Annotated in this window: 20 protein-coding genes and 3 pseudogenes; 16 read left to right on the top strand and 7 right to left on the bottom strand. The window is 66.9% G+C overall.

Annotated features, from left to right (window positions below; all coding sequences use genetic code 11):
- Positions 1–61: 61 nt before the first annotated feature.
- From M8H82_RS32420 to M8H82_RS32435, 4 genes are all read left to right on the top strand, one after another.
- Positions 62–517 carry a hypothetical protein gene (locus M8H82_RS32420; protein WP_250078685.1) on the top strand — a complete coding sequence of 152 codons (456 nt, stop codon included), beginning with the start codon at positions 62–64 and terminating at the stop codon, positions 515–517.
- A 646-nt stretch (positions 518–1163) separates the two neighbouring features.
- Positions 1164–1706, top strand: a complete 543-nt coding sequence (locus M8H82_RS32425) for a hypothetical protein (RefSeq protein WP_250078686.1) — start codon at positions 1164–1166, stop codon at positions 1704–1706.
- Between the two features lie 2775 nt (positions 1707–4481).
- A complete protein-coding gene (locus tag M8H82_RS32430) occupies positions 4482–4733 on the top strand; it encodes a hypothetical protein (protein WP_250078687.1) in 252 nt (83 codons plus the stop codon).
- Positions 4734–5088: 355 nt separating this feature from the next.
- Positions 5089–5637, top strand: a complete 549-nt coding sequence (locus M8H82_RS32435; RefSeq protein WP_250078688.1) for a pentapeptide repeat-containing protein — start codon at positions 5089–5091, stop codon at positions 5635–5637.
- Between the two features lie 79 nt (positions 5638–5716).
- On the opposite strand, the gene M8H82_RS32440 is transcribed toward M8H82_RS32435, so the two are convergent.
- Complete coding sequence (locus M8H82_RS32440; RefSeq protein ID WP_250078689.1) at positions 5717–5896, bottom strand: hypothetical protein; 180 nt, start codon at positions 5894–5896, stop codon at positions 5717–5719.
- A 411-nt stretch (positions 5897–6307) separates the two neighbouring features.
- On the opposite strand from M8H82_RS32440, the gene M8H82_RS32445 reads away from it, so the two are divergent.
- The 7 genes and pseudogenes from M8H82_RS32445 to M8H82_RS32475 all read left to right on the top strand — a co-directional run bounded on the left by M8H82_RS32445 (position 6308) and on the right by M8H82_RS32475 (position 11254).
- Entirely contained in the window at positions 6308–8434 is a 2127-nt protein-coding gene (locus tag M8H82_RS32445) for a DNA-binding transcriptional regulator (RefSeq protein ID WP_250078690.1), read from the top strand.
- Between the two features lie 4 nt (positions 8435–8438).
- Entirely contained in the window at positions 8439–8663 is a 225-nt protein-coding gene (locus tag M8H82_RS32450) for a hypothetical protein (protein ID WP_250078691.1), read from the top strand.
- 2 nt (positions 8664–8665) lie between these two features.
- Positions 8666–9226, top strand: a complete 561-nt coding sequence (locus M8H82_RS32455) for an XRE family transcriptional regulator (protein ID WP_250078692.1) — start codon at positions 8666–8668, stop codon at positions 9224–9226.
- A gap of 194 nt (positions 9227–9420) precedes the next feature.
- Positions 9421–10083, top strand: coding sequence for a hypothetical protein (locus M8H82_RS32460; protein WP_250078693.1), 663 nt, complete (start codon positions 9421–9423; stop codon positions 10081–10083).
- 50 nt (positions 10084–10133) lie between these two features.
- Positions 10134–10391 (top strand): annotated as a pseudogene (locus tag M8H82_RS32465) (XRE family transcriptional regulator); the annotation flags it as partial.
- Between the two features lie 354 nt (positions 10392–10745).
- Entirely contained in the window at positions 10746–10991 is a 246-nt protein-coding gene (locus M8H82_RS32470; RefSeq protein ID WP_250078694.1) for an ecdysteroid 22-kinase family protein, read from the top strand.
- The gene (locus tag M8H82_RS32475) at positions 10991–11254 is read left to right on the top strand and encodes a hypothetical protein (protein ID WP_250078695.1); all 264 of its coding nucleotides are present in this window, start codon (positions 10991–10993) and stop codon (positions 11252–11254) included. Before M8H82_RS32470 ends, M8H82_RS32475 begins: the two co-directional genes overlap by 1 nt.
- A gap of 433 nt (positions 11255–11687) precedes the next feature.
- On the opposite strand, the gene M8H82_RS32480 is transcribed toward M8H82_RS32475, so the two are convergent.
- On the bottom strand, positions 11688–12632 hold the full coding sequence (locus M8H82_RS32480) for a hypothetical protein (protein WP_250078696.1): 945 nt from the start codon (positions 12630–12632) through the stop codon (positions 11688–11690).
- Between the two features lie 205 nt (positions 12633–12837).
- On the bottom strand, positions 12838–13551 hold the full coding sequence (locus tag M8H82_RS32485; RefSeq protein WP_250078697.1) for a TIGR02391 family protein: 714 nt from the start codon (positions 13549–13551) through the stop codon (positions 12838–12840).
- Positions 13552–13816: 265 nt separating this feature from the next.
- Between M8H82_RS32485 and M8H82_RS32490 the strand changes: the two genes are divergently transcribed.
- Positions 13817–14695: a hypothetical protein gene (locus tag M8H82_RS32490; RefSeq protein ID WP_250078698.1), complete on the top strand. Its 879-nt coding sequence runs from the start codon at positions 13817–13819 to the stop codon at positions 14693–14695.
- A 52-nt stretch (positions 14696–14747) separates the two neighbouring features.
- On the opposite strand, the pseudogene M8H82_RS32495 reads toward M8H82_RS32490, so the two are convergent.
- Positions 14748–14927, bottom strand: a pseudogene (locus tag M8H82_RS32495) (hypothetical protein); the annotation flags it as partial.
- Between the two features lie 1012 nt (positions 14928–15939).
- Here M8H82_RS32495 and M8H82_RS32500 point away from each other — a divergent pair.
- Positions 15940–16623: a hypothetical protein gene (locus tag M8H82_RS32500; protein ID WP_250078699.1), complete on the top strand. Its 684-nt coding sequence runs from the start codon at positions 15940–15942 to the stop codon at positions 16621–16623.
- A gap of 48 nt (positions 16624–16671) precedes the next feature.
- Entirely contained in the window at positions 16672–17097 is a 426-nt protein-coding gene (locus M8H82_RS32505; RefSeq protein WP_250078700.1) for a hypothetical protein, read from the top strand.
- A gap of 284 nt (positions 17098–17381) precedes the next feature.
- On the opposite strand, the gene cdgB is transcribed toward M8H82_RS32505, so the two are convergent.
- The 3 genes and pseudogenes from cdgB to M8H82_RS32520 form a co-directional block, all read right to left on the bottom strand.
- The gene (gene cdgB / locus M8H82_RS32510; RefSeq protein ID WP_250078711.1) at positions 17382–18908 is read right to left on the bottom strand and encodes a diguanylate cyclase CdgB; all 1527 of its coding nucleotides are present in this window, start codon (positions 18906–18908) and stop codon (positions 17382–17384) included.
- A gap of 87 nt (positions 18909–18995) precedes the next feature.
- Positions 18996–19640 (bottom strand): annotated as a pseudogene (locus tag M8H82_RS32515) (caspase family protein); the annotation flags it as partial.
- A gap of 2 nt (positions 19641–19642) precedes the next feature.
- The gene (locus M8H82_RS32520; protein ID WP_250078701.1) at positions 19643–20032 is read right to left on the bottom strand and encodes a hypothetical protein; all 390 of its coding nucleotides are present in this window, start codon (positions 20030–20032) and stop codon (positions 19643–19645) included.
- 320 nt (positions 20033–20352) lie between these two features.
- Between M8H82_RS32520 and M8H82_RS36670 the strand changes: the two genes are divergently transcribed.
- Together M8H82_RS36670 and M8H82_RS32530 are read left to right on the top strand one after the other, a co-directional pair.
- A complete protein-coding gene (locus M8H82_RS36670) occupies positions 20353–22851 on the top strand; it encodes a serine/threonine-protein kinase (protein ID WP_250078702.1) in 2499 nt (832 codons plus the stop codon).
- Positions 22773–23141 carry a hypothetical protein gene (locus M8H82_RS32530; RefSeq protein ID WP_250078703.1) on the top strand — a complete coding sequence of 123 codons (369 nt, stop codon included), beginning with the start codon at positions 22773–22775 and terminating at the stop codon, positions 23139–23141. The genes M8H82_RS36670 and M8H82_RS32530 overlap by 79 nt, the downstream gene beginning before the upstream one ends.
- Positions 23142–23340 lie beyond the last annotated feature (199 nt).

Raw genomic sequence — 23340 nt, forward strand, 5'->3', positions numbered from 1 at the left:
TCGGGCGACAGGGGAGCGGGGCGGGGCGAGGATGGGGCCGTAGATCATGGAGGGGGCGGGTGTGCGACTGACGATTGATACGCAGACCGATACGTATGAGCAGGCGATTGCAGCCGTGCAAGCCGCGTACGGACTCAACCCCGCCGCGGAGGCGAGCGGTTGGCCGGACGCGCCAGTGCCGGCGGCCCGGCCGGGACCGGAGACGCTGGACAGCGAGGACATTTGGCAGGGCTGGACGGAGCGGATGCTGTTCGACACTCTCGCCTCCGTACGGCCCGGCGCCCGGGCAGTACTGCGCCGCCTCGTCGAACTGGGCGGCACCGCTACCTTCGACAGCCTCCAGGAGCACTTCGCCGACCATCCACAGACGCCGATCCCACCGAAGAAGATCGGCGGGACACTCACCAGCCTGCGAGCAGTACGCCGCAGGGTCGGCCCGCACAACCGGTCCAACCTGCTGCACGGGACGAGGACAGGCGCATCTACCAGATCGAACCCGCCCTCCTGGAGGGCCTGAAGCGGGCCTTCGCCCTGGCAGATGTCCGCCCCGACCTGCTCCGCCAGGAATCTGCCACTCCGTGACCAGCCAGGGAACCGAGTATCCGGTGTGCTCGGGTAAGCCCGTCGCTGCTCCGCAACCCATAGCCGCAGCGCTGGCTTTCCCCCGTCTCGCGCGTCGGCGGGGCCGTGCGTGGCCGGGACGGCTGGGGTGTGCGGGAGCCTCCAGTGCTGTGCCTGGTGCCGCGGTACCGGGCGGGCCCTTAGGCTCCAGCGTCCAGACCTGCGACTCGGGCACAGCAGTGACTGCGCGGGCCCGAGCGAGCGGGATGGGCAGAGCGAAAGGCGGCACCGGGACCTCCTGCCGGGGTCTTCAGCGTAGATCGGCGTGCCCTCGCCTGCGCCCCAGGAGCAGCGGAAACAGCACCCCTGCCGACTGGCCCTCGGATGGGACCGGGCTTCGCGGGCGGCCTCTGCGGGGCTAGCTGCTCGATCTATTTCACCAGCCTCGACGACAGGGTCCGCAACCTCACCGCCGCCGAGGCCACAGGGCTTCTGACCAGTAGAAGCACGCCGCCCCGGCGCTGGCTGCCGACCGGACCGCCGCGGTGTCCGGCGCTAGGCGCTCTGGCTTGTGCTGCGGACTCGGGGTCTAATGCGCGGTGATGGACGCGAGCGTGGCGGGTGTGGTTGGCGCGGCGATCGGCGTGCTCGGAGCGGTGGCTGGCGGCTGGGTCTCGGTGGTGGGTCAAGGGCGCCAGCAGCAGCGGCAGTTGCAAGCCGAGCGGGAGTACCGGCGAGAAGCTGCACGGCGGGAGGCGTACGGCGCACTCATCGCGAGCACGAAGCTGCTGTCGGCGTCATGGTGGCGGTTTTCCGATCTGGTCTGGGACGAGCAGTCCACGCCGGAGCAGTGGAGGGCCTCCTTCGCTGAGGTGCATGAGGCGTGGGTCCAGTTCAGCACCGCGGTCGCAGCCGTAACTGTGGCCGGCCCGGTGGCCGCAGCGGAGGCGGCCGAGGACCTGCGCGTGGCGATGTACGACTGGGAGAAGGCCGGGATGGACTGGTTCTCGGCGGCCCGGCGGGAGGGACACGGGCAGCTCACCGAGTATGCCGAGCGCTTCAAGGAGGCGTGGCAGGCAAAACGTGCACCGGACCGCGCCTTCCAGCAAGCCGCACGGCGAGCCCTGGGGACAGAAGAGCCATAGAGAGCGCCGCACACGGCCGTGACTGCGCGGGCCCGAGCGATCGGGGCGGGTAGAGCGTAAGGCGGTACCGGGACCTCCTGCCGGGTCTTCAGCGTGGGTCAGCGCCCCTTCGCCCGAAACGCGGGGCGAGGCGCAGTACCGCGTACTTACCGCCCTGGCGGGAAGCGGGACTGGACGTTGCCGACCGCGCCGACGAGAAGTGAGGGGGTTGTCGCTGGAACGAGTGGTGCCGGTTTCGCCTCGTCGCCATGACGCGCGAGGTAGGCGCGCGACGAGAATCGGCCAACTGCCCGACTCGCTGCCCTGCTCTAGTTGGCTCTGCCTAGCTCTAGTTAGCAGGTACTTGCGCCTCTCACGCAGCAACGTGGAGGAACCTGCAGGCGAGGGCCGGTTGATCTGCGCTGGCGGCTCTGGTGGCTGCGAATTGCAGTCCCCTCAGGCACGGGTTGGTAGATGTGCCCTACCGTTCCCGGCAACTACTTCGAGCCGAGCGCTCGGGAGGGAGGTACAGCCATGCCAGGAAAGTGTGGGGACCGTCACATTGGTGGCGGTGAAGGAGGCGTTCCACTGGCGTTGGGTCCGCATGAGTGCGCATGAGTACGCATGTGTAGGCACGCGCCCATGACGAGCAGTAACAGCGACGGTGCGGAGGGTAGAAGTTGTGGTCCCTTGGGTCTTCGGACCTGCGCGCCCTCTATAGACTTCTACACGCAGAAGGAGCCCATTCCCGACGTGAGTTGTCGAGGCCCAATGTCGGAAGGGGCTCCCTGCGCGATGTTCGATCACCAACCGGGTATTGGAAGGATTCGGAACACCTTGGAAGAGACTAACAAGCATTCCCTACCTAGGGACAGCCGCCTGCGTCGTATGGCCCGTGGCCTGCGCAAACGGTTCGCCAGTCCGGGGCGCATCGCCTCGGAGGAGCTCCTGCGCGGTGCGTCGAGCCGTGTCGGGTCCGGCGCTGTGACCCTGCTGATCATCTGGTTCCAGTCCCGGCACTGACCGGCTGGGATGCCGTGCGAAGGCCCCCACCACGGTGGGGGCCTTTCCGCGTTCTGCTGTCTGCTTGCGGGCCTCCCGCCAGGCCTCCAACTCCTTGAAGCAGAGCACGCAGAGCGGGTTCCCGCCCGTGCCGTAGCGGTGGCAGGGCTGCTGGCTTCTCTGCACTACGCCGACTTGATGGCACGGAGCCGACGGGCGGGTGCTCCCAGTTTCCCGCTGTGTTGCGGGAACGACCGCAGCGCCGGCATGTGCGTGCGCTCCTCGTTCTTCCCCGTGCGCACACCTGCGTGCTCCCAAAGGTGGACAGAGATGACCTGCATTCAGGGCCAATCCCCTTCTGAACAGGCACCTCATCACGAACCCGAAACCGGTCCTTGCACGGTTGCTTCGGGCTGGCTGGAGGGCTGACTGGAAGGCTGCCAACATCGGTTCGGCCAGCCGCAGCAGTCCGATCGAAACCGGTCTGCGAGACGCAGGCGCTGTTGTGTGCCATCCCAACCACGCTCTCCGGAGGTTTTCCTGTGCTCACGCCTGACGCGCCGAGTGCGCCAGCGGTTGACGAGCCTGCGGTGTCCGCACCCTGCGTTCTGGCGCCGGCTGAGGCGGCAGTGCTCATTAGCTTGATCTTGTCCGTCACTCTGCTGACATGGTCCGGTCGGCCCGTCCCGGCTGTCCTGACGGCGTTGTGCGCGGGGGCTGCGGCCATGTTGGTTCCGCTGAGGGGTATCTGTCTGGCCGCGCGCTCCGGATCGGGGTCGCAGAGGTGACAGACCACCGACCCGCCCGCTACGACATCATCCAGGCCATCCGGGACCAGGCTGATCACCCCCTGATGAGGTTGATTCGGGTCGGTGAGGAGGCTGAGCTGGATGCCGCCCCTATGGACCCCGGTGACAGCCACCTCGTTTACTGGCTCGGCGGACTTAGGTCTGCAGCGGGACTCAGCTACGAGCAGATGTCTCGCGCGAGCCGCAAGCGGGGCATGTACATCAGCACCAGCACGTTCCGTCGCGCTGGGGCTGGCGTGTGCTGGATGTCCGAACGCACAGCGGTCATCTTCGCCGAAGTCTGCGGTGGTTCCGCAGACGAGGCGCGGATGTTGTGGGCTCAAGCGCGAAAGGACCGGGTTGTTTGCGCCCTGCATGCTCCAAGAAGGCGCCGCCCGAAGGCTGTCCGTACCAGAGGGCAGTTCGCCGCTGAGCTACGGCGCATTCATGCCCGAGCCGGCGCTCCAACGCTGCGCCAGCTCGAAACGCTCGGCGGCAGAGACCACCTCGGCAGACACAGATTGCCGCGGAGCGGAGTGTCGCTTGCATTGCGGAAACGAGGCACGCGTCTGCCCTCGGTTTCCCTGCTGAGGGCGTTCCTAGGTGTATGCGGCGTGGGTGACTCAGAGACGAGAAGGTGGGTGGTCGTTCGTCACCGCCTGGCACGGGCAAAGAAGTTGTCGGCCACCACGCCCAGATAGTGCAGTTAACAGGTCACTGGGTGCAGGAGCCGATCTGGGCCGACGGGCACTCGGGCAGGGGCGGCGCCGGTCTCGGTGCGGGCGAGCTCATGCCCGCCATCGCACGTACGAGCAGGGGAAACCCCGCTTCGCGGGCCGGGACACCTTCGGCGCGCAGTTGCTGACAGTCCTGTCGACCCACACCCTTATGCGGCAGACCCCGGAAGACGATCCGGACCGGACACCCTTGCTGCGGGAACGCTTGAAGGGCGAGCGGGAGCGATGGCTGCAGCAGCTCGACGACGCCACCCGATGGATGATCGACGATGCCGTCCAGCAGCTGGCCCCTGCAACGCCATAAGGACTTCGATGTCTCCTACGCGGCCAACGCCCGGATGGTGGCGCTCTCGGAGCGGGAGGAGGCCACCAAGCTGGAACTGCTGGTCGAGCTGACCATCCCCGTGCAGCGCCAGTTCTTCGCCCTCTGGTGGACCCGGATGCGCTACTACATGGCCGACCAGCGGGCGTTCACCGAGACCATTGCCCGCCTACGCCCCGAGGCGCCACCCGCGTCGTAGAGCACCAACGCCGCGGTGCGACCCGCACTCTCCGTCTCATTCACGTACTGCTACAGCTTCGCAACATCCGACACACCGGCCCGCTGCCGCCCATATCAACGTCTTCATGGCCGCCACACCGCCCCGCCGCTCCGGCCGCACCGCCCGTCTGCAGCGCGTCGCCCGCCGTCGCGCCCCGACCCCGCCCCGCCGCGCTGCCGCTCCGATCGGCTCTCGCCCGCCAGGGCGACGACACCGCACCCGTACCGCGCTTCCGCCACGCGCCGCCCAACAGCCAGCCGTCATCGCACCAACGGACCGGTGGACGCGCATCCAGCAGGCCGCTGGCACCCTCGCCGCCCTGGGCACCCTCGCTGTGCTCGTCTTCACTTGGATTTCGCTCCAACAAGTCGACAACGAGCACGCCCTCACCCGGGAAGGGCAGGTCACCGACCGCTACAACAACGCCGTCGGCAACATCGGCGACGATTCCCTGGAGGTGCGCCTGGGCGGCATCTACGCCCTGCAGCGCATCATGGAGGACTCCCCCCGCGACCAGCCCTCCATCGTCAACGTCCTGTCCACCTACATCCGCAACCATGCCAAGGAGCCGGGACCAGCCAGCGACGTCCAGGCGGCCCTCACGGCACTCGGCAGCAGGGACCGAGCCCACGACGGCACCGCCAACGTGCACCTGCGCAACACGTACCTGTTCGGCGCGGACCTGAGTAACGCGAACCTGGGCGGCGCGGACCTGTTCGGCGCGAACCTGACCGCCGCGGACCTGAGTGGAGCGGACTTGACCGCCGCGGGCTTGAGAGGCGCGGACCTGAGAGACGCGACCCTGAAAGGCGCGAACCTGACCGACGCGAACCTGATAGGCGCGAACCTAGACGGCGCGGACCTGACCGACGCGAAGCGGTAGTGCGCCGCCCTTCATGCGTGCTGACGTCGGAACGGGCGCCAGCTGGGGATGTGACGAGCAGGCCTTCGCCAGCTGCGGGTCAGATCACCGTCTTCTCGTCGGTCTCGAACAGTTGCTCCTCGGTGTGGGAGAGCATCAGCTGCACTGCGTGCGAGCCGCCGCCGCGCCCGACCTTCCACTCTGCGCCCAGCAGCGTGCCGGGTGACGTACGGCTAACCGCTGAAGTCGACGGTGGTCGTGTGCCGCAGCACGTCGTCATTGGATCTCCAGGCACACCCGGGCGGTGGAAATCCCGAAGTCGCGGGCCTCCTGCTCGTTGACCTGCCGGGCCGAGCTGCCGGTGACCATCCGCACTGTCCCGGCCGGTGCACCCGGCGACGGCTCGACAGCACCCAGCCGCGCCCGTCCCGACCGCGTCTCCGCCTCACCCTAATCCGCCATGATCGGCACTGTAGTGAGCCTGCCCAGCCGACGGGATGATCTCTCGGCAACTCGCGCCATCGACGAGCCTCGCGCCGTATTTCCCCAGGTCAGAGCGTCGCCGACGGAGTCTGGCAGCTGTGAGCCAGCCACTCATCCCGGGTCGGGACACCACTCTGTTGAGGTTAAAGAATCAGGCTAAAGACAAGGTAAATACTGTTAGGGTGTCGGTGCGAGAGGAGATTCACGCATGGCATCCGAGGAAGAGCTGTTCGCGAATATCGACGCACTGCTGGCGGAGGAGCCGCAGCTCCCGCCCCCGGCAGAACGCGCCCGACTCCGCGAGGCCGCCGGCATCACCCAGGCCCGCCTCGCGGCCGCGTTGAAGACCACGACGCAGACAGTCAAGAACTACGAGAACGGCCGCTCCGAGCCGAAATCGCCCCGCATGGAGGCGTACCAGCGACTGCTGAAGGGATGGGCGGCGAAGTACCCCGCCCACGGCATCCCCGCCGCGCCTGCCGCCCCCGTGGCTGCGGCCGCCGCGCCACAGCCGGAGACGTTCACGGGCCAGGCTGCACCCGAGGTGAAGGCCGCCGAGCCTGCGGAGGCTCCCGCCGCCCCGGCCGCTTCGACGCGCCCCGCCCGCCCGGCCGGACGGGCGGCAGAGTTGCGGCTCCCGGCGATGAAGAAGGCGGCGAAGCCCGCCATCGACCCGCGCTTCCCGCACGGCCCGCTCGCCGTGCTGGATGGCGACGGCTCCGCGTACGGCGTCAACGGCCTGGTGCTGGACTGCCCGGCGACCACGGTGGTGGAGCTGGTGGAGTGGACGCTACGCGAGTCGGGCCTCGGTGCGCCGAAGCTCAACCGCTACGGCAAGGACTCCGACCCGCTGATCGTGCTCACGGCGGCGGCCGCGGTGAAGCTCGGGCTGCCCGAGCGCCTGGAGGGCCATGAGCAGCGCCGCTCGCTGCGCCTTCCGGAGGACCACCCGGTCGTCCAGCAGGTGGCGAAGGCCAAGTGGCAGCTCACGCAGCGCGGTTTCGGCCCGTGGGCGCGGATCTACCGCAAGGCCCAGGGGCGCGACCGGCAGTGCGTGCAGCTGGCGATCCTGTCGTGGGATGCCCTCGATGAGCGGTCCTGGCCCGGCGTTGCCGAGATGGAGCCGGCCGACATCGCCCGCGTCCTCGGGGTGTACGCCCAGCGGGTCATCACCCCGCGCGGCTCCACGGCCGTCTCCGGGCTGGAGCTGATGACAGCGCTGCGCCCCCCGACGAAGCCGGAGCGCGATGAGGAGACCGGCAACTGGGTGTCGGCCCACAACCCTGGCTCGCTAGGGACGGAGCCGATGGACCCGGCGCCGCCGGAGGCCACCGCGGAGCACCCGGTCGTCGTTCAGTCCGGCTGGACCGGCGGGTTCCTCAATGAGGAGGCGTACCAGTGGGTGCGGCCGGTGGACTCGCTCAGCGATGAGGAGTGCATGCTGCCCTTCGCGGTCGGCCTGGACCTCAATACCGCGTTCCTCGCCGCCGCGGCCCGCCTGGTCGTCGGCCTGTCCGCCGCCGACCACTTCCATGCCCCGAAGTTCAACCCGAAGATCCCCGGGAGCTGGCTGGTCGACCTCTCCCACATCGAGCTGGACCCGCGCCTGCCCTCGCCGTTCACGCCGGACGGCTCCCAGCCCTCCGGCCCGGCCTGGTACCAGACGCACACCGTCGCCTACGCCCAGGAGCTCGGCTACAACGTCCATCCGATCGAGGCGTACCTGCGCCGCGAGACCGGCGCCTATCTGGACCCGTGGCACGACCGCCTCAAAACCGCCTACGTCGACACCCTCGCCGACCTCGGTGTCACCAAGGACCTCACCGACGCGGAGTTCCTGGCAGTGATGGAGCAGCACAAGCAGGTCGACCCGGCCTTGGCCGCCGTCCTCGCGGCCATCAAGGCCACGGTGAAGGGTGGCGTCGGCAAGCTCCGCGAGCGCCCGCAGGGCAAGCACTACAAGCAGGGCGAGCGGTGGCCGGCCCTGGAGCGCCCGACCTGGCGCCCCGACATCCGGGCCGCCGTTATCAGCAAGGCCCGGGTCAACATGCACCGCAAGCTCAACAACATGGCGAAGATGACCGGGCTGTTCCCGCTCGCGGTGCTCTCCGACTGCGTCGTCTACCCCTCGCCGGGCGCGAGCCCGCTGGACTTCCTCCCCTACGCGGCGTCCGGCAAGCCGCAGCCGGGCGGCTTCCGCCTCGGCCCCACGCCGGGCCTGGCGAAGCTGGAGGGCGTCCAGGAGATGCTGTGGGCCATCGACCTGATGGAGAAGGGCCTGAACCCCGCCCGTCACATCAAGGGCGGCGACGCCGTCCTGGACGAAGGGGAGTGAGGACGTGACCACCGGCGCCAGTGGCGCACGGTCCCTGGAGGCCGACGCGGAGTGGGAACGGACGCTGGACCGCCTTCAGGCGCGCATGGAGGCTCTGCAGTTCTCCCTGCGCGCCCACCCGGCCTCGCTGCGGTTCGCACTGTGGCGGCATGACCTGCGCGAGACGCGCGAGACCTGGTTCCAGCTGGTCGACCCCGACGGCCAGGACCCCATCCCCGAAGGGAGCTGACCGTGGCCGGAGAAATCGAGGACGCCATCGAGCGCGCCGACCGGGAAGCCTTCACCAAGGAGCCACCCAAGACCCTCAAGGGCCAGATCAGCTTCCTGATCAAGCAGTTCGGCAGCGCCAAGGCCGTCGCGGCGGAGATCGGCGTCACCGCCGACTCCGTCAACCGCTACCGCCGCGGCGCACGCAAGCACGCCCGCGCCGACGTCGCCACGAAGATCGACGAAGCCGTACGGCAGCGGTGGCAGCCGCTGGTACGCAAGCGCCGGCAGAAGAAGGCGGCCACCAGCACCGGGATCACGGTGGAGACCCGGGCCCGGTTCGGCTACACCGCACCCGTCGGCACCACCGACGACGGACGATTCCGGCGACTCACCGTGCACCTCCCCCCGGCCTACGCACAGCGCCTCTTCGACGCCCGAACCGCCGGCGCCAGCGACCAGCAGATGCGCGGAATCATCGCCGAAGGATTCAAGGAGATCTATTTCCAGGACGGCGGCGCTCGCGCCATGGGACTGTCAGACGTGGAAATCAACGACATCGACTACATGGACTTGGACTACTAAGGGAGAGGAAGGGAGACCGCTGAATTTCCGTGACTGCGCGCTTCAGCTGGCGTACGGCGAGTTGACGACTGGAGCGCTGGGTGTCGCAGTCGGGTAATGCTCAGATCACGCCGAGTAGAGGCACGTACTCCTCCACAAAGAGTGCATGGAAACCGCACACAGGTGATTCGTCACCGGTTTGAAAAGGATCCTTTATGGGGCGGCATGAACGCCTGAGTATGATCGCTGCAAGGAGGCGGGCCGAAGCCCAGGATGCCGACAGGCGTACGAGATTGGTAGATTGGGCGCAAGTAGCAGCAGTGGGTCTAGCTGGTATTGGCCTTGTCCTCAGCGGCTATAGCGGACTGTTGCAGCATCAAGCAACGCGAGATCAATTGAAGCAGAGTGAAGAGGCGAGGGAGCGCGAAAAAGCGGAGCTCGCCTCCCTATTCGAGGTTCAACTTGGACATAGCGGCACCAAGTCGGCTGGTGTCGTGATGACCAACTATGGTCGGCACTCCGTCCACTACGTGACAGTCTTACTTGAAACCCCTGATGAGAAAAGATGGGCTCTGCAGGCTACGAGCGTCGCCCCTTGCACGACAAAATTAATGACCTTCGAATCCGTAAAAAAACTCAATCCCGAATTCGCGACCGAGCATGACGGGAATGTTCAGGATGGCTGGGAGAATGCCATCAGGGCGGAGGGTATATTTTTTCACGATTACGAGGGGCAGGCGTGGGTTCCAATTCCATTGCGGGATGTCTCGTCGGATGCAATCGATGACACCATTGATGCGGGAAATTATAGGTGGGTAACTGTTGATAGAGGTGCGATGGATGGGATTTCGAAAGACTCGACTTTGAAAGCCTGTTAGGCGCGTCTCGACCCCGACGGCCAGGACCCCACCCCTGAAGGGAGCTGACCGTGGCCGGAGAAATCGAGGACGCCATCGAGCGCGTCGACCGGGAAGCCTTCACCAAGGAGCCACCCAAGACCCTCAAGGGCCAGATCAGCTTCCTGATCAAGCAGTTCGGCAGCGCCAAGGCCGTCGCGACGGAGATCGACGAAGCCGTACGGCAGCGTTGGCAGCCGCTGGTACGCAAGCGCCGGCAGAAGAAGGCGGCCACCAGCACCGGGATCACGGTGGAGACCCCGGCCCGGTTCGGCTACACCGCACCCTTGCCGTCGTGCACGCGGACTGCAGCTGGCCTGGCCGACGAAGTCCAGGGCTAGGCGAGCCCAGCCCTGCCTGAAACTCCCCCCGCAGTGATGACGGTGGGCGCTGGTTCAGGCGGACCTGGTCGGTGACGTGGTCCAGACGCCACTGGCACGGCAGTAACTGCTGGCGCGCCGTGTGCCCAAGGGGGATGAGCCACCAGCACGCGGCCATCGTGGAGACCTTGCCCGGTCTGGCCGACGAGGGGCATGCCGCCGTGATCCAGCTGCGCCAGATCCGGGCCATGTCGCGCCAAGCAAGGCCACAGCACCGCCATCCGGCGCTACCGTAAGTCCCAACAGCGACGCAGGAGCCGACCGATGAGCGAGCACACCGAACACAAGGCGGGGCAGCCGGCACCGGCCCGGGAGCCGATGAGCCCTGATGGTGCGCAGGCTGTGCGCGCGTATGCCGCCCGCAAGCGTGAGCAGGCCGACCAGGTTGCGGCTGTCCTGGAAGACCTCGCCGAAAACGGCCTGCCGACTGTCGAGGACTGCAGGCCCTGGGAAGACCTGCGCGAGGCCAAGCTCGCCCAGATGCACGCCCAGCGGGGCCACGTCGCCTAATGGCCCAACACTCGCGCGGCCGCGCCCGCATCTTCTTCTCTGACGCCGCTGCCAAACAGATCGAAGCCATCACCAACGAAGCCGAGATCCATGCCCTGGACCGCGCCCTGACCGCGCTGTCCGTCGCCCCCGACCTCGGCAGCCCTATCCCCCGCTCCCAGCCCGAACTGCGCGAGTACGCCGACGACGTCGACGACGTCCGCGTCATCTACTTCCTGACCGCACTCCGCACCGTGGTCATCGTCGCGTACGTGGAAGCCTGACCACCCCACAGGCGAGAGCCCGCCCCACGGGCCGCGGTCAGGCCCCTTCCTGTGTAGAAGCGGTGTCCGCTCCCAGCTCAAGCACGCCCTCGAACGTGAGGACGGCCAGGGCCAGGAGGCGGCATAACCGAGGCCGACACGCCACCCGACTTGCTCGAAGCGGGTGCGTGTGGAGTCGCGGTTGACCCGGGTGTTGCGGGCGCCGCGCTCAACGATCCGCTTCTTGACCCGAGGCGGGACGGTGAAGTCCTTGGTCGTGAAAGGTGGTTCCTCGTCGACGCGCGGCGGCAGTTCCCCCTCGGTGAGGACCGTGTGCCGGGTGATTCGGTAGGGGACCGGGGCGTTGGCCGGGGGCGGGGGCAGGAGCCGTTCGTCGTCGACGTTCTCGGCGTCAAAGACGGTGTCGTACAGCTGGTCGCTTCGGTCGCTGTCGTCAGGGCTGCTCCGGCTGCGCGCTCTGTACGGGGCGTTGAAAGAGGTGAGAGTCCACAGTCGAACACTCAAGGCACATGCCAGCGTCGTCTGGCCTCGGGGCGTAGTGGCACCCACAGCTCTCGCACAGCAGCAGGGCGGCGTAGCCGCGGCCGCAGGCGAAGCATAGCGAGTGCCGGTGCCCCGGGGCCGAGGCCAGGGAGGCAAGGCCGACCAAGACCGCTTCTTCGCAGCATTCCGGGCAGTCAACGACTTCGATGCCATCTACCTGCACAAGACCAGCGTCCACGGCTGCGAGGGTGGCGGAGGACCAGCCATGGTGGCAGAAGCGACACGACAGCGGTCCGATGCCGGTGCCGAGAACCACGGCCCACTGAGCGCACAGCGGGCACTGGACCGTGACGTCGCGCACCTTCTCCAAATCGGCGCGGAGCTCGTCGTGCCGCTGCTTGAGAAAAGCCTGGATGTCGCTGAGCCGTGCGCGGACGTACGCCAGCTCCTCCTCGACCTTGGACTCCTCCTCCACAGGCAGTTCGGCGTGGATGAAGTCCATCAGGAAGCTAAGAACTTCCGCGGCGCGGGCCTCCACGGCACGGGCCGGGGTGGTGAGACCGAAGTGCTGAAGTGCGTTGCGGGACTTGACCAGCGCATTGAGGGCCTTCTCGCCCTTCTGATCCACGGGAACCCCGGCTACGTTCCGCAGCCGTGCGATGGCGGCCTGAGTGCTGCAGCTTTCGAAGTCGCCGTCCTCGAATTTCTTGCGGGTGGCGGTGCCGGGCTCCTTGAAGATCTGACTCCAGTGCTCCTGCAGCAAGCGGGCCTTGAGCAGGACTTCGGCCGCGGCCTGGAGATGAAGTACGGCGTACTTGAGGTCCCGCGGGGCCGGCGGGTCGGCGGCGGTGAGGTGGTCGACGACGCTGCGCAGATAGTCGACGCCGTTCTCCACCGGAGGGAAGTCGACATGCCCCCTGTCGTCGGCCGCTGCCTCTTCATTAGATCCACTAACAGCCAAGACCTACATCCTTGCTGGCGCCGGGTTTTCTGAAGCTCCGAAGATTTCTTGCATGGCGGCCGGCCGCCATCAGGCCTCGGTCGCCGGGCGCTCCCGTTCTATCCTGAACCGGCGCTGCCCCGGCCTATTGCGCGGGTGTCTAAGTGGCGCGCTCCACAGCGCACTGCTCGATCCAGCGGGCCAGGACGCTCAAGGTCGCCAGGTGCTCCAGCGCCTCCTGTTCGGTCCAGGTCACCGCATCCTCGTGAGCGGCAACGTTCCGCAGGGCGAGGAAGGCGCCGGCCGCGAGGTACTTGGCGCCGTCCTGGCGGGCCCGCCACGTAGGTGTGTCGCGGTCACCGTCGAAGCGCAGGCGCGGTTTCCCCGCGACGGGGTCCTTCATGTCGAAGGCCTGCATGCACAAGTCCGTCTCGCCGATGTCGTGGCGCCCCAGCTTCTGCTGGAGTCGGCGGTTGACGGTGCGGGCAGCAGCCAGGACGGCGTCCTGCCGTGCCTCTGCGCCCCACAGTGGGGCGGCCGGCTCCCACACCCAGGGGTGGAACTGGTCGGCGGGCAGAGTGGGTGCATCCGGTACGAGCCGGGCGGCCCATTCGTCCATGTCGGCCAGAATGCCCAGGCCCCGATGAACCTCGTTGCGGGCCATGTCTTCGCCTGCCATCTGATCTAGATTGATCCGCTCAGCAAGCTGCGGGTCCAGGAGCCGCAGGATCCGCTTGACCGTGGGCTCAGCCCGGTGCAGCTGCTCATACAACGCCGCATCGCCTATGTAGTCGCCGGGCGGCGTACTTCGTACATAGCGCATGGCCAAGTCGTCGAACTCCTCAAGCCGCTGTCGCATCCAGTCTCGATCCACGGGCCGCATCCTAGGCGCGGAGGCCGACAATCCCTGCCCACAGGCTCGGCAAAGCCGAGGAGCTCCAAGGGCCCGAAGCCAGACGTGTGACTGAGCGCCTCGGTTGGCGAGTTGAGCCCGCCGGTCCAGCTGTGTGCTGCTCCCGGCGCTGGTCCCACGGTGTGTGCGTCGCCGCTCGTGTTGGGTCCGTGCGATCAGGCTGTGCTCGTGCGCCGTCGGGTCAAACCGATAGCCCTCGTTCCCGTGTCCGGAGGATGATGTGCGCATGCAGTCGGGCAACGAACTTCCCAACGACCGCCGGGCCGAATATTTCGGCCAGTGCGCGGTGATGATGCTCAACGCGCTCCGGCAGGAGAATGACGCCGACCCATTTTCCGAGGTCACCAGCGTCGACCTGTCCGCAGAAACCGAGCCCGGGCATGAAGGAATCTACGACCAGGCCCTGTCCAACGCCCTGGCCGCGATCGTCGCAGCGGAGTGGCCAGGGGAGGAAGCGAATGACAAGGGCCGTGTGCACTTTGCGAGGACCCTGCTGAAGGTGATCGCCGAGAAGATTCCGTCCGACCCGACGACGGGCCTATGCGTTATACCCGACCGCGACGCCGACGTCCGCTCCCGGTGGGACATGGAAAGCCGTATGCCCGAAGGTTTCTGGGACACCCGGATCAACGTTGACCTCCTGACCGATGCGCTCGATGTCAGCGGTCAGGCCCGCCATGGAAGCGGAACGGGACGCCTGCAGCGCCGTCACGTCCAAGCCCTGCTTGCCCTCGACCACCACCCCACCCTGAGAACGCTCCTCGAGGCCCAGTCTGACCGCGACGACGAACGCGCCCAGGACGAGGACGCGCGGTCGGTCGATCAGGCGCGCGCGCTGCTAGAACTCATTGGTGATGAAGAGGCCCAGCGCCGTGCAGAGTCGGCCGAGAACCCCAACGAGTACCACCCCAAGCACAACCCTGACGGTCACGACTTCGAGGAGTGCCCGGTGTGTGGGTACGAGACCTTCTGTGTCCAGGGCTTCGACATGTGGGGGCGGGTCGGCTTCGGGCAGTGCATCGTCTGCTCGTACAGGCGCAGTCCCCGGGTCGCTGACCAGGCAGGCTTCGGCGAGCACGTCGCATGGCAGATGGGAAGAGACTGAAAACCGAACACTCAACTCGTCAAGTGTCGCGCTCACTCCCCAAGTGAAGCCGTCAGTCACAAGACGGCAGTTCGCCCCTTGCTGCTTGGAAAAGCTGCCGCTCAAACTCGAGGTGCTCGGTGTCCGTGAACCGGACCTCTTTCAGGCTTCCGGCGCGGCGGCCGCCGTCCTGGAGGTAAACCTCCTTGAGCGCTTCGGCCGCGACCTCCTGCAGGCGGGAGTCGCTGGCTCCCCCGTCCGCGAGGATCTGCAGGATGCGGCGATCGCCGGCCTGCTTGTTGGTCACCCGGGACCCTTGCTCGTTCATCCTCAGCGGGCTCGATCCGAGGACGGCCGCTTCGCGTTGCGGCATGGCGCCTAGGTGCTCGAACGGCAGGCAGACCAGCGGCTACTGGCCTGTGTGCCACTGGCCTGTGTGCCGCACGTCCGTGCTCAACGGCCCGTCTTTCGTCACCAGTCCTCTTGATCCGCTTACGTGAGAACCCACTCCGTGGTTTCGCTCGCTTCGCGTGCGGCGCCGTGGAGTCCCGCATGCGGTGGACAGCACCAGCGGTGCCGAGTCTCGGGTGGATACGACCGTGACGACTTCGAAGGAAAGGCGTGGCTGGTCACATCGGTGGTACAGGCACCTCCGCTTGCAAGTGGGCAGCCTGCCTGCTGACCGGGGTGCTGTTCTGTGGTGCGGCGACGTTGGGGCTGAGTGAGTGAACACCACGGAGGGTGGGAGCACCAGTTGGTCGCTCAACAGCTGGTCGGAACAGCCGGTGAACGGTCGACTCGCGGTTGCACACAGCATCCCTCTTTTTTAAGAGGAGCGCGCGGAGCCAGCCCTCTGAGCTGGTGTTTTGCTGGTCCGGTAGTGCCCTGGAGAGCACATTTGGTGTGGGGAAATGTCACCCTGGCGGGCACATCAGACTCTGAAACTCAAGCAGTACTTGATTCTTTCGCGGGTGCATCCCAGTGAGGAACGTTGCAGGTCACAGGCCTGAGGGCCCACCGTGACGATGCGGAGGGAGCGGGGTGCTGACCTCGGAGATGTGCCACTACTGCGGCACATGAAATCAAGCAGTGGTTGATTTCTGCCGCAAGCTCGTCCTGAATCTCAAGCTGTACTTGATTTTCAGATCACCCAGCGCCGACGACGAGTCTTCGAGGTGCCCTCCGGCGCGCCGCTGCAGCAAAAGACAAGCCCTGCTTGATATTTGAGCTAGTCTCTGGATCGCCTGAGTAACGAAGGAGGTCCTGTGACATCTGATCCACCAGCACGCCGACGGCCCCGAGCTGTCCCTGACGCCGCATCGGACGATGCGGGCTTCGACGACCTCCTCCACGTCCTCGGAGAGCAGCTCGGCGACGTCACCCAGAACACCGACCCCCGCGGCCGCCGCAAGCTGAAGAACGTCACGTTCGAGTACGAGCCCCACCCAACGGCCGTCCACGACATGGCGGGCGATGCCGGCTACAGCCTGGCCTCGAACTGGTTCACCCAGCTCCTGGCCCAGCTTGCTGTGGCCAACTCCATCACCAAGTCCCAGCTGTGTGTGTTCCTCTACGTGGCCGGCGGCCAGCAGCGCGGCACCGGCATCGCCCAGTACACCCAGCAGGAGATCACCGACGGCCTCAACAAGCTCGCCGACAAGAAGGGCGGCAAGCGCATCACCCGCTCCACGGTCAACCGCGCCATCAAGGCATTGGTCGGCTACAAGTGGGTCGAGCAGCTCGGAAATGGCGTGATCCAGCTGAATGTCCGCCTGTGGTTCCACGGCAACAGCACCGCCCAACACGCTGTCCTTGAGCAGATCGCCGTCCAGCACAAGCGTGACCCCGAGGCCTTCCCGAACGACATCGGACCCGATGTCCACCAGGAGCAGCTAGACCTCGACTTCACACAGCACCCGGACTATGGAACGGGGAGGCGTACAGGGTGACACGCGTCCACCAACCGTTCTGCTGGCCCATACGAGGAAGGGAGACCGATGGCTGAGGTCATGTCGCCGGTCGTGTCCGAACGCATCTGGGCCCTGCCCGTCTCCGGGGCCACCGTCAAATTCCTGCAGTACCTGCTCTACCGCTCAGACTTCGGCGGCCACCTCCCTGTACGGCAAAAGGGCATGGCCACCGAGTACGGCGTCACCCCGCAGGCCATCAGCAACCTCATGGCCCCGCTGGTCGAGCTGAACATCGTCCTGCGCCCGAAAAACGAGGACGGCAACCGCGGCAAGGGCAACTCCTACCGTCTCCATCCCCTGGCGGCGAAGTACGCGAGCCATCAGGACATGGAGGCTGCCTTCCGGGCAGCCATCGCCAGCATCAAGGCCGGCGACATGCCCAACCTCAAGCTGCCCGCCTACCGCGCGGTCCCGCCCGCGGCTGACGGTCGCCCCAACCTGCAGGTCGCCTGACCCAGGCAGACAAAACAGGGGCCCCGCCGAAGTATCGGCGGGGCCCCTGTGCCTGAGTAAGAGGTCGTACCTGCACTATACCCAGTGACCGCAGCTTCAGCGCGCCGAACGAATCCCGTAGACCGGGAAGGACAAACTGAAGTCCCATTGCCGGGCCGTGCCCCGGCTGGTCTGTGCTCGCCGGGATACGGGCCGGGAATGACATGCGGGGCTCGGTGGTGCGACGGATCAGGCCCGGCGCCTTGCAGTTCCATTGCCAGAATAGGCGGCAGTTCGAAGCGGCGTCACTCATCGACTGATAGGGGAGAGTGTTTCTCGACGTGCATGCGTTCGTTGGCTTTCTCCATTACCTGGTAGGCCGTCATGCCGCAGCGTGCCCATGCGATGCCGAAGCTGGCGCGGACGACTAGCTCCAGACCGTCGATCCTGATCGGCTGGACGATGGCGTCGTGTAGTTGTACGGCGAGGTTCTGGGCGGCGGTTTGGTTGATGTTGTCAGCGATCACGGCGAACTCGTCGCCGCCGGTCCGCGCAACTGTGTTTCCGTCCGGCGCGACACTGCTCAGGCGCCTCGCGACTTCGACCAGCACAGCGTCGCCAGATTGGTGCCCGAGGACGTCGTTGATCGTCTTGAAGCCGTCGAGGTCACAGACGAGGACGGCGAGGCCCCTGGTGTCATGTGGAGCGTTCTCGGGCGTCTGGATGTGTTGGTGTGCCGTATCAGGACCTGCGCCAGGAGGTCTGCGCGGATCATCGCACAGTCTGGAATTTAGGCGGGCGCGCAGTTCGGTGATGTTGGGCAGCCCTGTGGTTGCGTCATGGCTGACTTGATGCAGCAGCTGTAGTTCACGGAGCTTGTGGTCCTCGATGTCTTCGACGTGGGTGAGCAGGAAGCGTGGCCCGTCGGCGGCGTCGGCGACCACCGAGTTGCGCAGCGACACCCAGGCGTATGTGCCGTCGCGGCGTCCTAGGCGGACCTCAGCGCGTCCGCCTTCTGCGGCGGTGCGCAGCAGGGTGCCTATGTCCTCGGGGTGGACCAGGTCGGAGAAGGAGTAGCGGCGCATCGCGGACGCATCGCGGCCGAGGAGGCGGCACAAGGCGTCATTGGTGCGCAGGATCCGGCCGTGCTGGTCGCCCCCCATCTCCGAGATGACAAGACCTGATGGAGCGTATTCAAAGGCATGCCGGAAGGACTCCTCGCTGGCACGCATGACCTGCTGCTCGCGTTCCAGGCGGACCAGGGCACGCTGCATGTTCGCTCTGAGGCGGGCGTTGCTGATCGCGATGGCGGCATGAAACGCGTAGGACTGCAGTGCCTCACGCTGCTCTTTGCCGGGGCGGCGTCGTTTACGAGGCCACCCCACGGAGATGACACCAACCAACTCCTGCGGGCTGCCCGAGAAGCCTGGGGTGCGCATCGGTGCGAAGAGTCGATCGCAGGGGTGCCAGCCCTCCTCGGAGCTCGGTACAGGACAGTCGGCGCGCCACTCCGGCACGTCGTCCTCGTCGAGGACCGGACCATCGGTGTGCGGGATGAACCTGAGGTCGCCCCATGCCTCGCCCATGGTGAGGCGGCGGTCCCAGGCGGCGCGGGAGCCTACGCGGCCGGTGATCTGGGCCTCGGCGGCCGCATCGCCCGCGAACGAAGCGACGACAAGATCGCTGTCCGGGCGTACGAGGTTCACCCACGCCAGCTCGTAATCCAGCCCGTTCACCACGCCGTCCGCGACGGCTTGCAGGGTGTCGGCCAGGCTGCGTGCGGTATGCAGATCCTTAATTGCCTCCTCCAAGCTATAGCTCTGATCAGGCACGTGGGCCGGGTTCTTGACGAACGCGGTGCGCCCGATCTGATTGCGTTCCAGGCACTGCGGATCCGGCCGCCCCTGGCGCCTGAGAACGGACTGCAAAGCCATGAAAACGGTGTCCAGATCGAGAAACTCGGGCGCTTCGGCTATGCCGTCGCTCAGAACACCTACCAGGGCGCCGGTGAATGCCGTATACGCCTCACCCGGCGGGGCCAGGGCAACGGCGTTCTCAGCGGCGGCCGCAAGAACGTACGTCCCCTCGGCCTCGGCCAGCTCCACAACACTCGAAGGCGATGACTGCAGCCCCATGGCGCGTGCACTGAAACAGCAGTCAAGGATGACGATGCACCGCTGCGCCCTACTGGCCGACAGTCCCATGCGTACCCAGTCATAGGGGAATGCCGTCGAGTGGACTGATCTCGTGCTGCTTTCGGGCAGCGCCAGGTGCAGGCGGCCCTTGCGATCAAGCAGACCGTGCCCGGCGTAGTACAGCAGCAGAGTGTCTGACGCCTCCTCCGCAGCACGGAAGATTGCCTCGTCAACCTCTCGAACGGAAGCTGGATTGAGCAACTGCACGCAGCGTGAAGCACCCAGCCCCCAAACCTCCTGGCCGAATAGGTCAACGAGGGTCGCCAGATTCCGTCCCACTGCGGGCAAGTCCTCCAGAGTCTGGAACTTGTCCACGCCGATGAACAGCGCCCGAGACCTCTCGGGCACGGGCAGCCCGCTCACGTCCACACCTACCGCGACTCGTTCAGCAACTGCTCCAGCAGGCGCCGCGCCTCATCCGACGATGTTCCGCTGATCGTGACTTTGCTGCCGTCCGTCCGCTCGACGGTGACGGTGGGATGTTGGGGGCGGGTAGCCCGCCAAGAGGCGACCGATACGCCCAGTGAAGCGGCGCTGATTCCGTTTCCGAGAACCAGGGAGACCAAGTCGAGGATCGCCGTTCCCTGCTGACCGGCGACCGAGGGTGACGACGAGACCATCTCCAGCACCGCGGCACGGCGTATGTCCCGATCCAAAAGCAACCAGTCATGCAGAGACCGAGCTTGGTCCTCGGCCGAGTCTCCCGCGAACCGAAACAGCACCTGCATCGTTCCCCACCCCCATGCCGTGTCGACATCCAAGTGGGCAGCTTAGACGCGCCCTTGAGGCCAATCTGGCTCTTCGCCACTTCCGCACGGCCGCTACGATCCCCTGCCGACTCGCCGCGGCTCACGCCCGCCGCCTGAACACTGCCGCGCTGCCCACAACAGAGTGCCACGCCCGGTCGGCACCGACACCGCTCGCGCACTGCTGGCCACCGGCTCTACCGCAGGCGCGTTCGCCCGTCTCGACGGGTGCCGAGTCGGCAGTAATTCCCGTCTGGCTCATCGTTGGTGCGACACAATCGTGCCCGGCTGGCGCTGGCAGACGATCGCCAGGCCAAGAGTGGAGAAGGCAGAGCGTGGACGAGGTACAAGAGCTGCTGGCCGAGTATGGTCAGTGGGCCGTGGACGACACGGCGTCGGCTCGGGACCGAGCGCAGCAGCTAGTCAGCATCGTGGCCGACCTGCTGCTGCGCACGGTGCCCGCTGCGGCAGTGCAAATGTCGGAGACTGGCGCACTACCGGCAGTTTTCTTCGACTTCGAGGGCCGCGACTACCTCGTCAGCTGCACCGTCGACGAGAGCGTGGTCGCGGACGGGACGATCTCACGCATCGTGAGGGACGCCGGCCTGAGCGGACGGCCTGGTGATACCAGGTGGGTGCTGCTGTCCTGGGCCCACAAAGCACGGCAGCTCGACCAGCTGATCGACGGGATACGTGGTTTCGGCGTGGTCCTCGACCGCACGCACTTGGACGCCGCGGTGGCCGGCCTGCTGCCGCTCGCCGATCTCATCCAGGACGTTTTCCGCCGACGTGAGCCCTATCTGCCGCTTGCCGAGCTGGCAATGTCCCGCACCGCGCGGGATGTGCCCCTGACGATGACTGCCGCCGACCAGTTGACCGCACCGGTTCATGTGCCGACGCAGACCTGGTGCGGCGCCACCTCGAACGTGGCCCTCGTCGGTGAAATGACAGAGGCGCAGCCGTCGGGTATGGCCTGGCGGGCTGGTGACTCGCTGCTGGTCACGTACGAGGATGGCCTGGTGGACCTCGACCCGGTGCGGGGCCGCACAATGTGGTTCCTGACCGTTGACGGCTGCCACGGTGCACCGATCGTCGGCCCCGACGGTGCGGTGATGGTCATAGCCGGGCCTGCGGTGATCCGCTGGCATGAGGGCGCCTTGACGGCCGTCGCGGGCGGCTTTGAGCCCGGCGCGGAGCTGCTGGCTGGCCCTGGAGGCGAGCCGTGGGTGCTGTCGGGTTCGGGAGTAACCTACGGAGCGGGTGAGGGGACGTTGGCGCTGACCCGCGTCGGTGACACGGTGGGTACTCAGCTGCGCTACCCGGTCTCCTTCGAAGCCGCGGTGCGCGCGGCAACCTGGCTGGACGGGCGCCGGTTCTTCCTGGCCGCCAGCGGACACAGCGCTGTTGCAGATCTCAGCCGAACCACGGGCCTGGGGCGGCAGCAGGAGTGGATCCGCAGTGCCGGCCATTACCCCGGGCATCTGCTCGTCACCGGAGCAGACACGGTGCTGACCGCCTCGCCTGACGGGTCTGGCAACCGCATCACCCTCCACCGCACCTCGGTGAGCGAGGGTTCCAGTGAGTCGGTCGTCGAGTACCGGCTCGACCGCGTCATGGGCCTGACGCAGGCTCCGCACGACGGACCGGCCTACCTCCTGGCATCGGTGCCCGACAACGATCCCACCCTTCTGAGGCCGGTCCTCACCCGAATCATCGGGCACCGCCCGTCCCCGGGGACGGGCCAGTTGTCTGCTGGCGCGCACCCCCAGCCCACCGGTTACGCCCTGGTGCAGGAGTCCGCCCGGGGCGTGAAGAAGGACTACGCCCTGGAACGGCTGCCGATGGCCAGCGGGGGCCAGGCCGAGGTATTCCAGGCCAAGCACAAGGCTTCGGGCACGGTTGTGGCCTTCAAGCGGCGACTTCGGAAAAACTCTGGGGCACGGCGGCGGATGGAGCGCGAGGTGACGGTCGCCCAGCGGCTGGGGGGACATCCCCATGTGATGCCCGTCCTCGACTTCAACCCTGCCTACGACTGGTTCGTCATGCCGATGGCGGGCGCAACCGCTGAGGAGAAGCGAACTGAGCTGGAAAGCGATGAGGCCTTGCGTGAACTCGTCGACGCCGTGGCCGCCGTGCTGGCCGAGGCCCATAAACAGGGGTGGGTGCACCGGGACATCAAGCCGTCGAACATCCTGCTCCTGAACGGCCGCTGGACCGTGGCCGACTGGGGAATCGCGCGGCGCCCGCGTGGCGAGACGAGTATCGACAAGCCGTTGACGAACGCGTCGATCGGATCGCTTGGCTGGGCGGCACCGGAGCTCTCGACCGACCCGCACGACGGCTCCTGCCCGGCGAGCGACGTCTATGGTCTGGGGCAGGTCATCGGATGGATCCTCACCGGCACCTGGCCCCAGCCGAACATCCCGCTGCTGCCCCCGCCGGGGCCGTGGCGCGGCGTGGTGCGCCAGGCAACCTACCGGGATCCGGCCGCCCGCCCCCAGGACATGGCCGCCTTCATCGCGCTTGTCGAGCGCGAGACCCGCCGCAGACCGAACTGCCCATCACCCGGGCCCAGCGGCTGCTCGAAGACACCACCGAAGGGGATGAGGACGCACCCAGGCAGCTGGCCCAGCTCGCCGTCGACCAGCCCGACAACTATGAGCTGTACCTCGATGCCGTCGCCCGCCTCGACCCGGAAGCCACCGAATCAGCGCTCTTGGCCAATCCGGCCCAGGCCATCACCCTGGTGGAAGCCATGGCGGCACACGTCGACGGTGACCGCGGCCAGTGGCCAGCCTTCACCGAGGCCGACCGGGCCATCTACTGGCTGCTGAGGGCAAGCCGCATTGCAGCTCGCGAGGAGCAGTGGGATCTGCTGGAGGCGGCCGCGCGAGGCATGTGCACCTGGGACGACCGCTTCGACCAGTGGAAACCGCAGGATTCCATCAAGAAGTGGCTGCGCTCTCTGTCCGCTCACGGTGCGCAGGTCGTTGCCTCCGTGCTGCGGGAGTACCCCGGCAGCACGCGGCACTTCTGGGAACTGGAGAACGATCGGCGCGTCGACATGGAAATCCGCGGCGCCGTGCAGGCCGCGGTCGCGGCCAACGGGTCCGATGGAGGGTAGCGCCCCGCCGAGCCCGGGAACACGCTGTCCGGCCAGATGGCGGTCCAAGCCGTTCACCGGTCCTGTATCCAGCCCACCGAGGACGGGACGACTACGGGCACACGGCGCATCTGGTGGGCCTGGTGGTCTCTGCGGCTGATACTCAGGGCGTGAGGTGTGCGCCGTCGAGCCGCCGGTGAACCATCGACAGCGTGGTCAG

The sequence above is a fragment of the Streptomyces sp. YS415 genome, assembly GCF_023544665.1.
GTDB lineage: Bacteria > Actinomycetota > Actinomycetes > Streptomycetales > Streptomycetaceae > Streptomyces.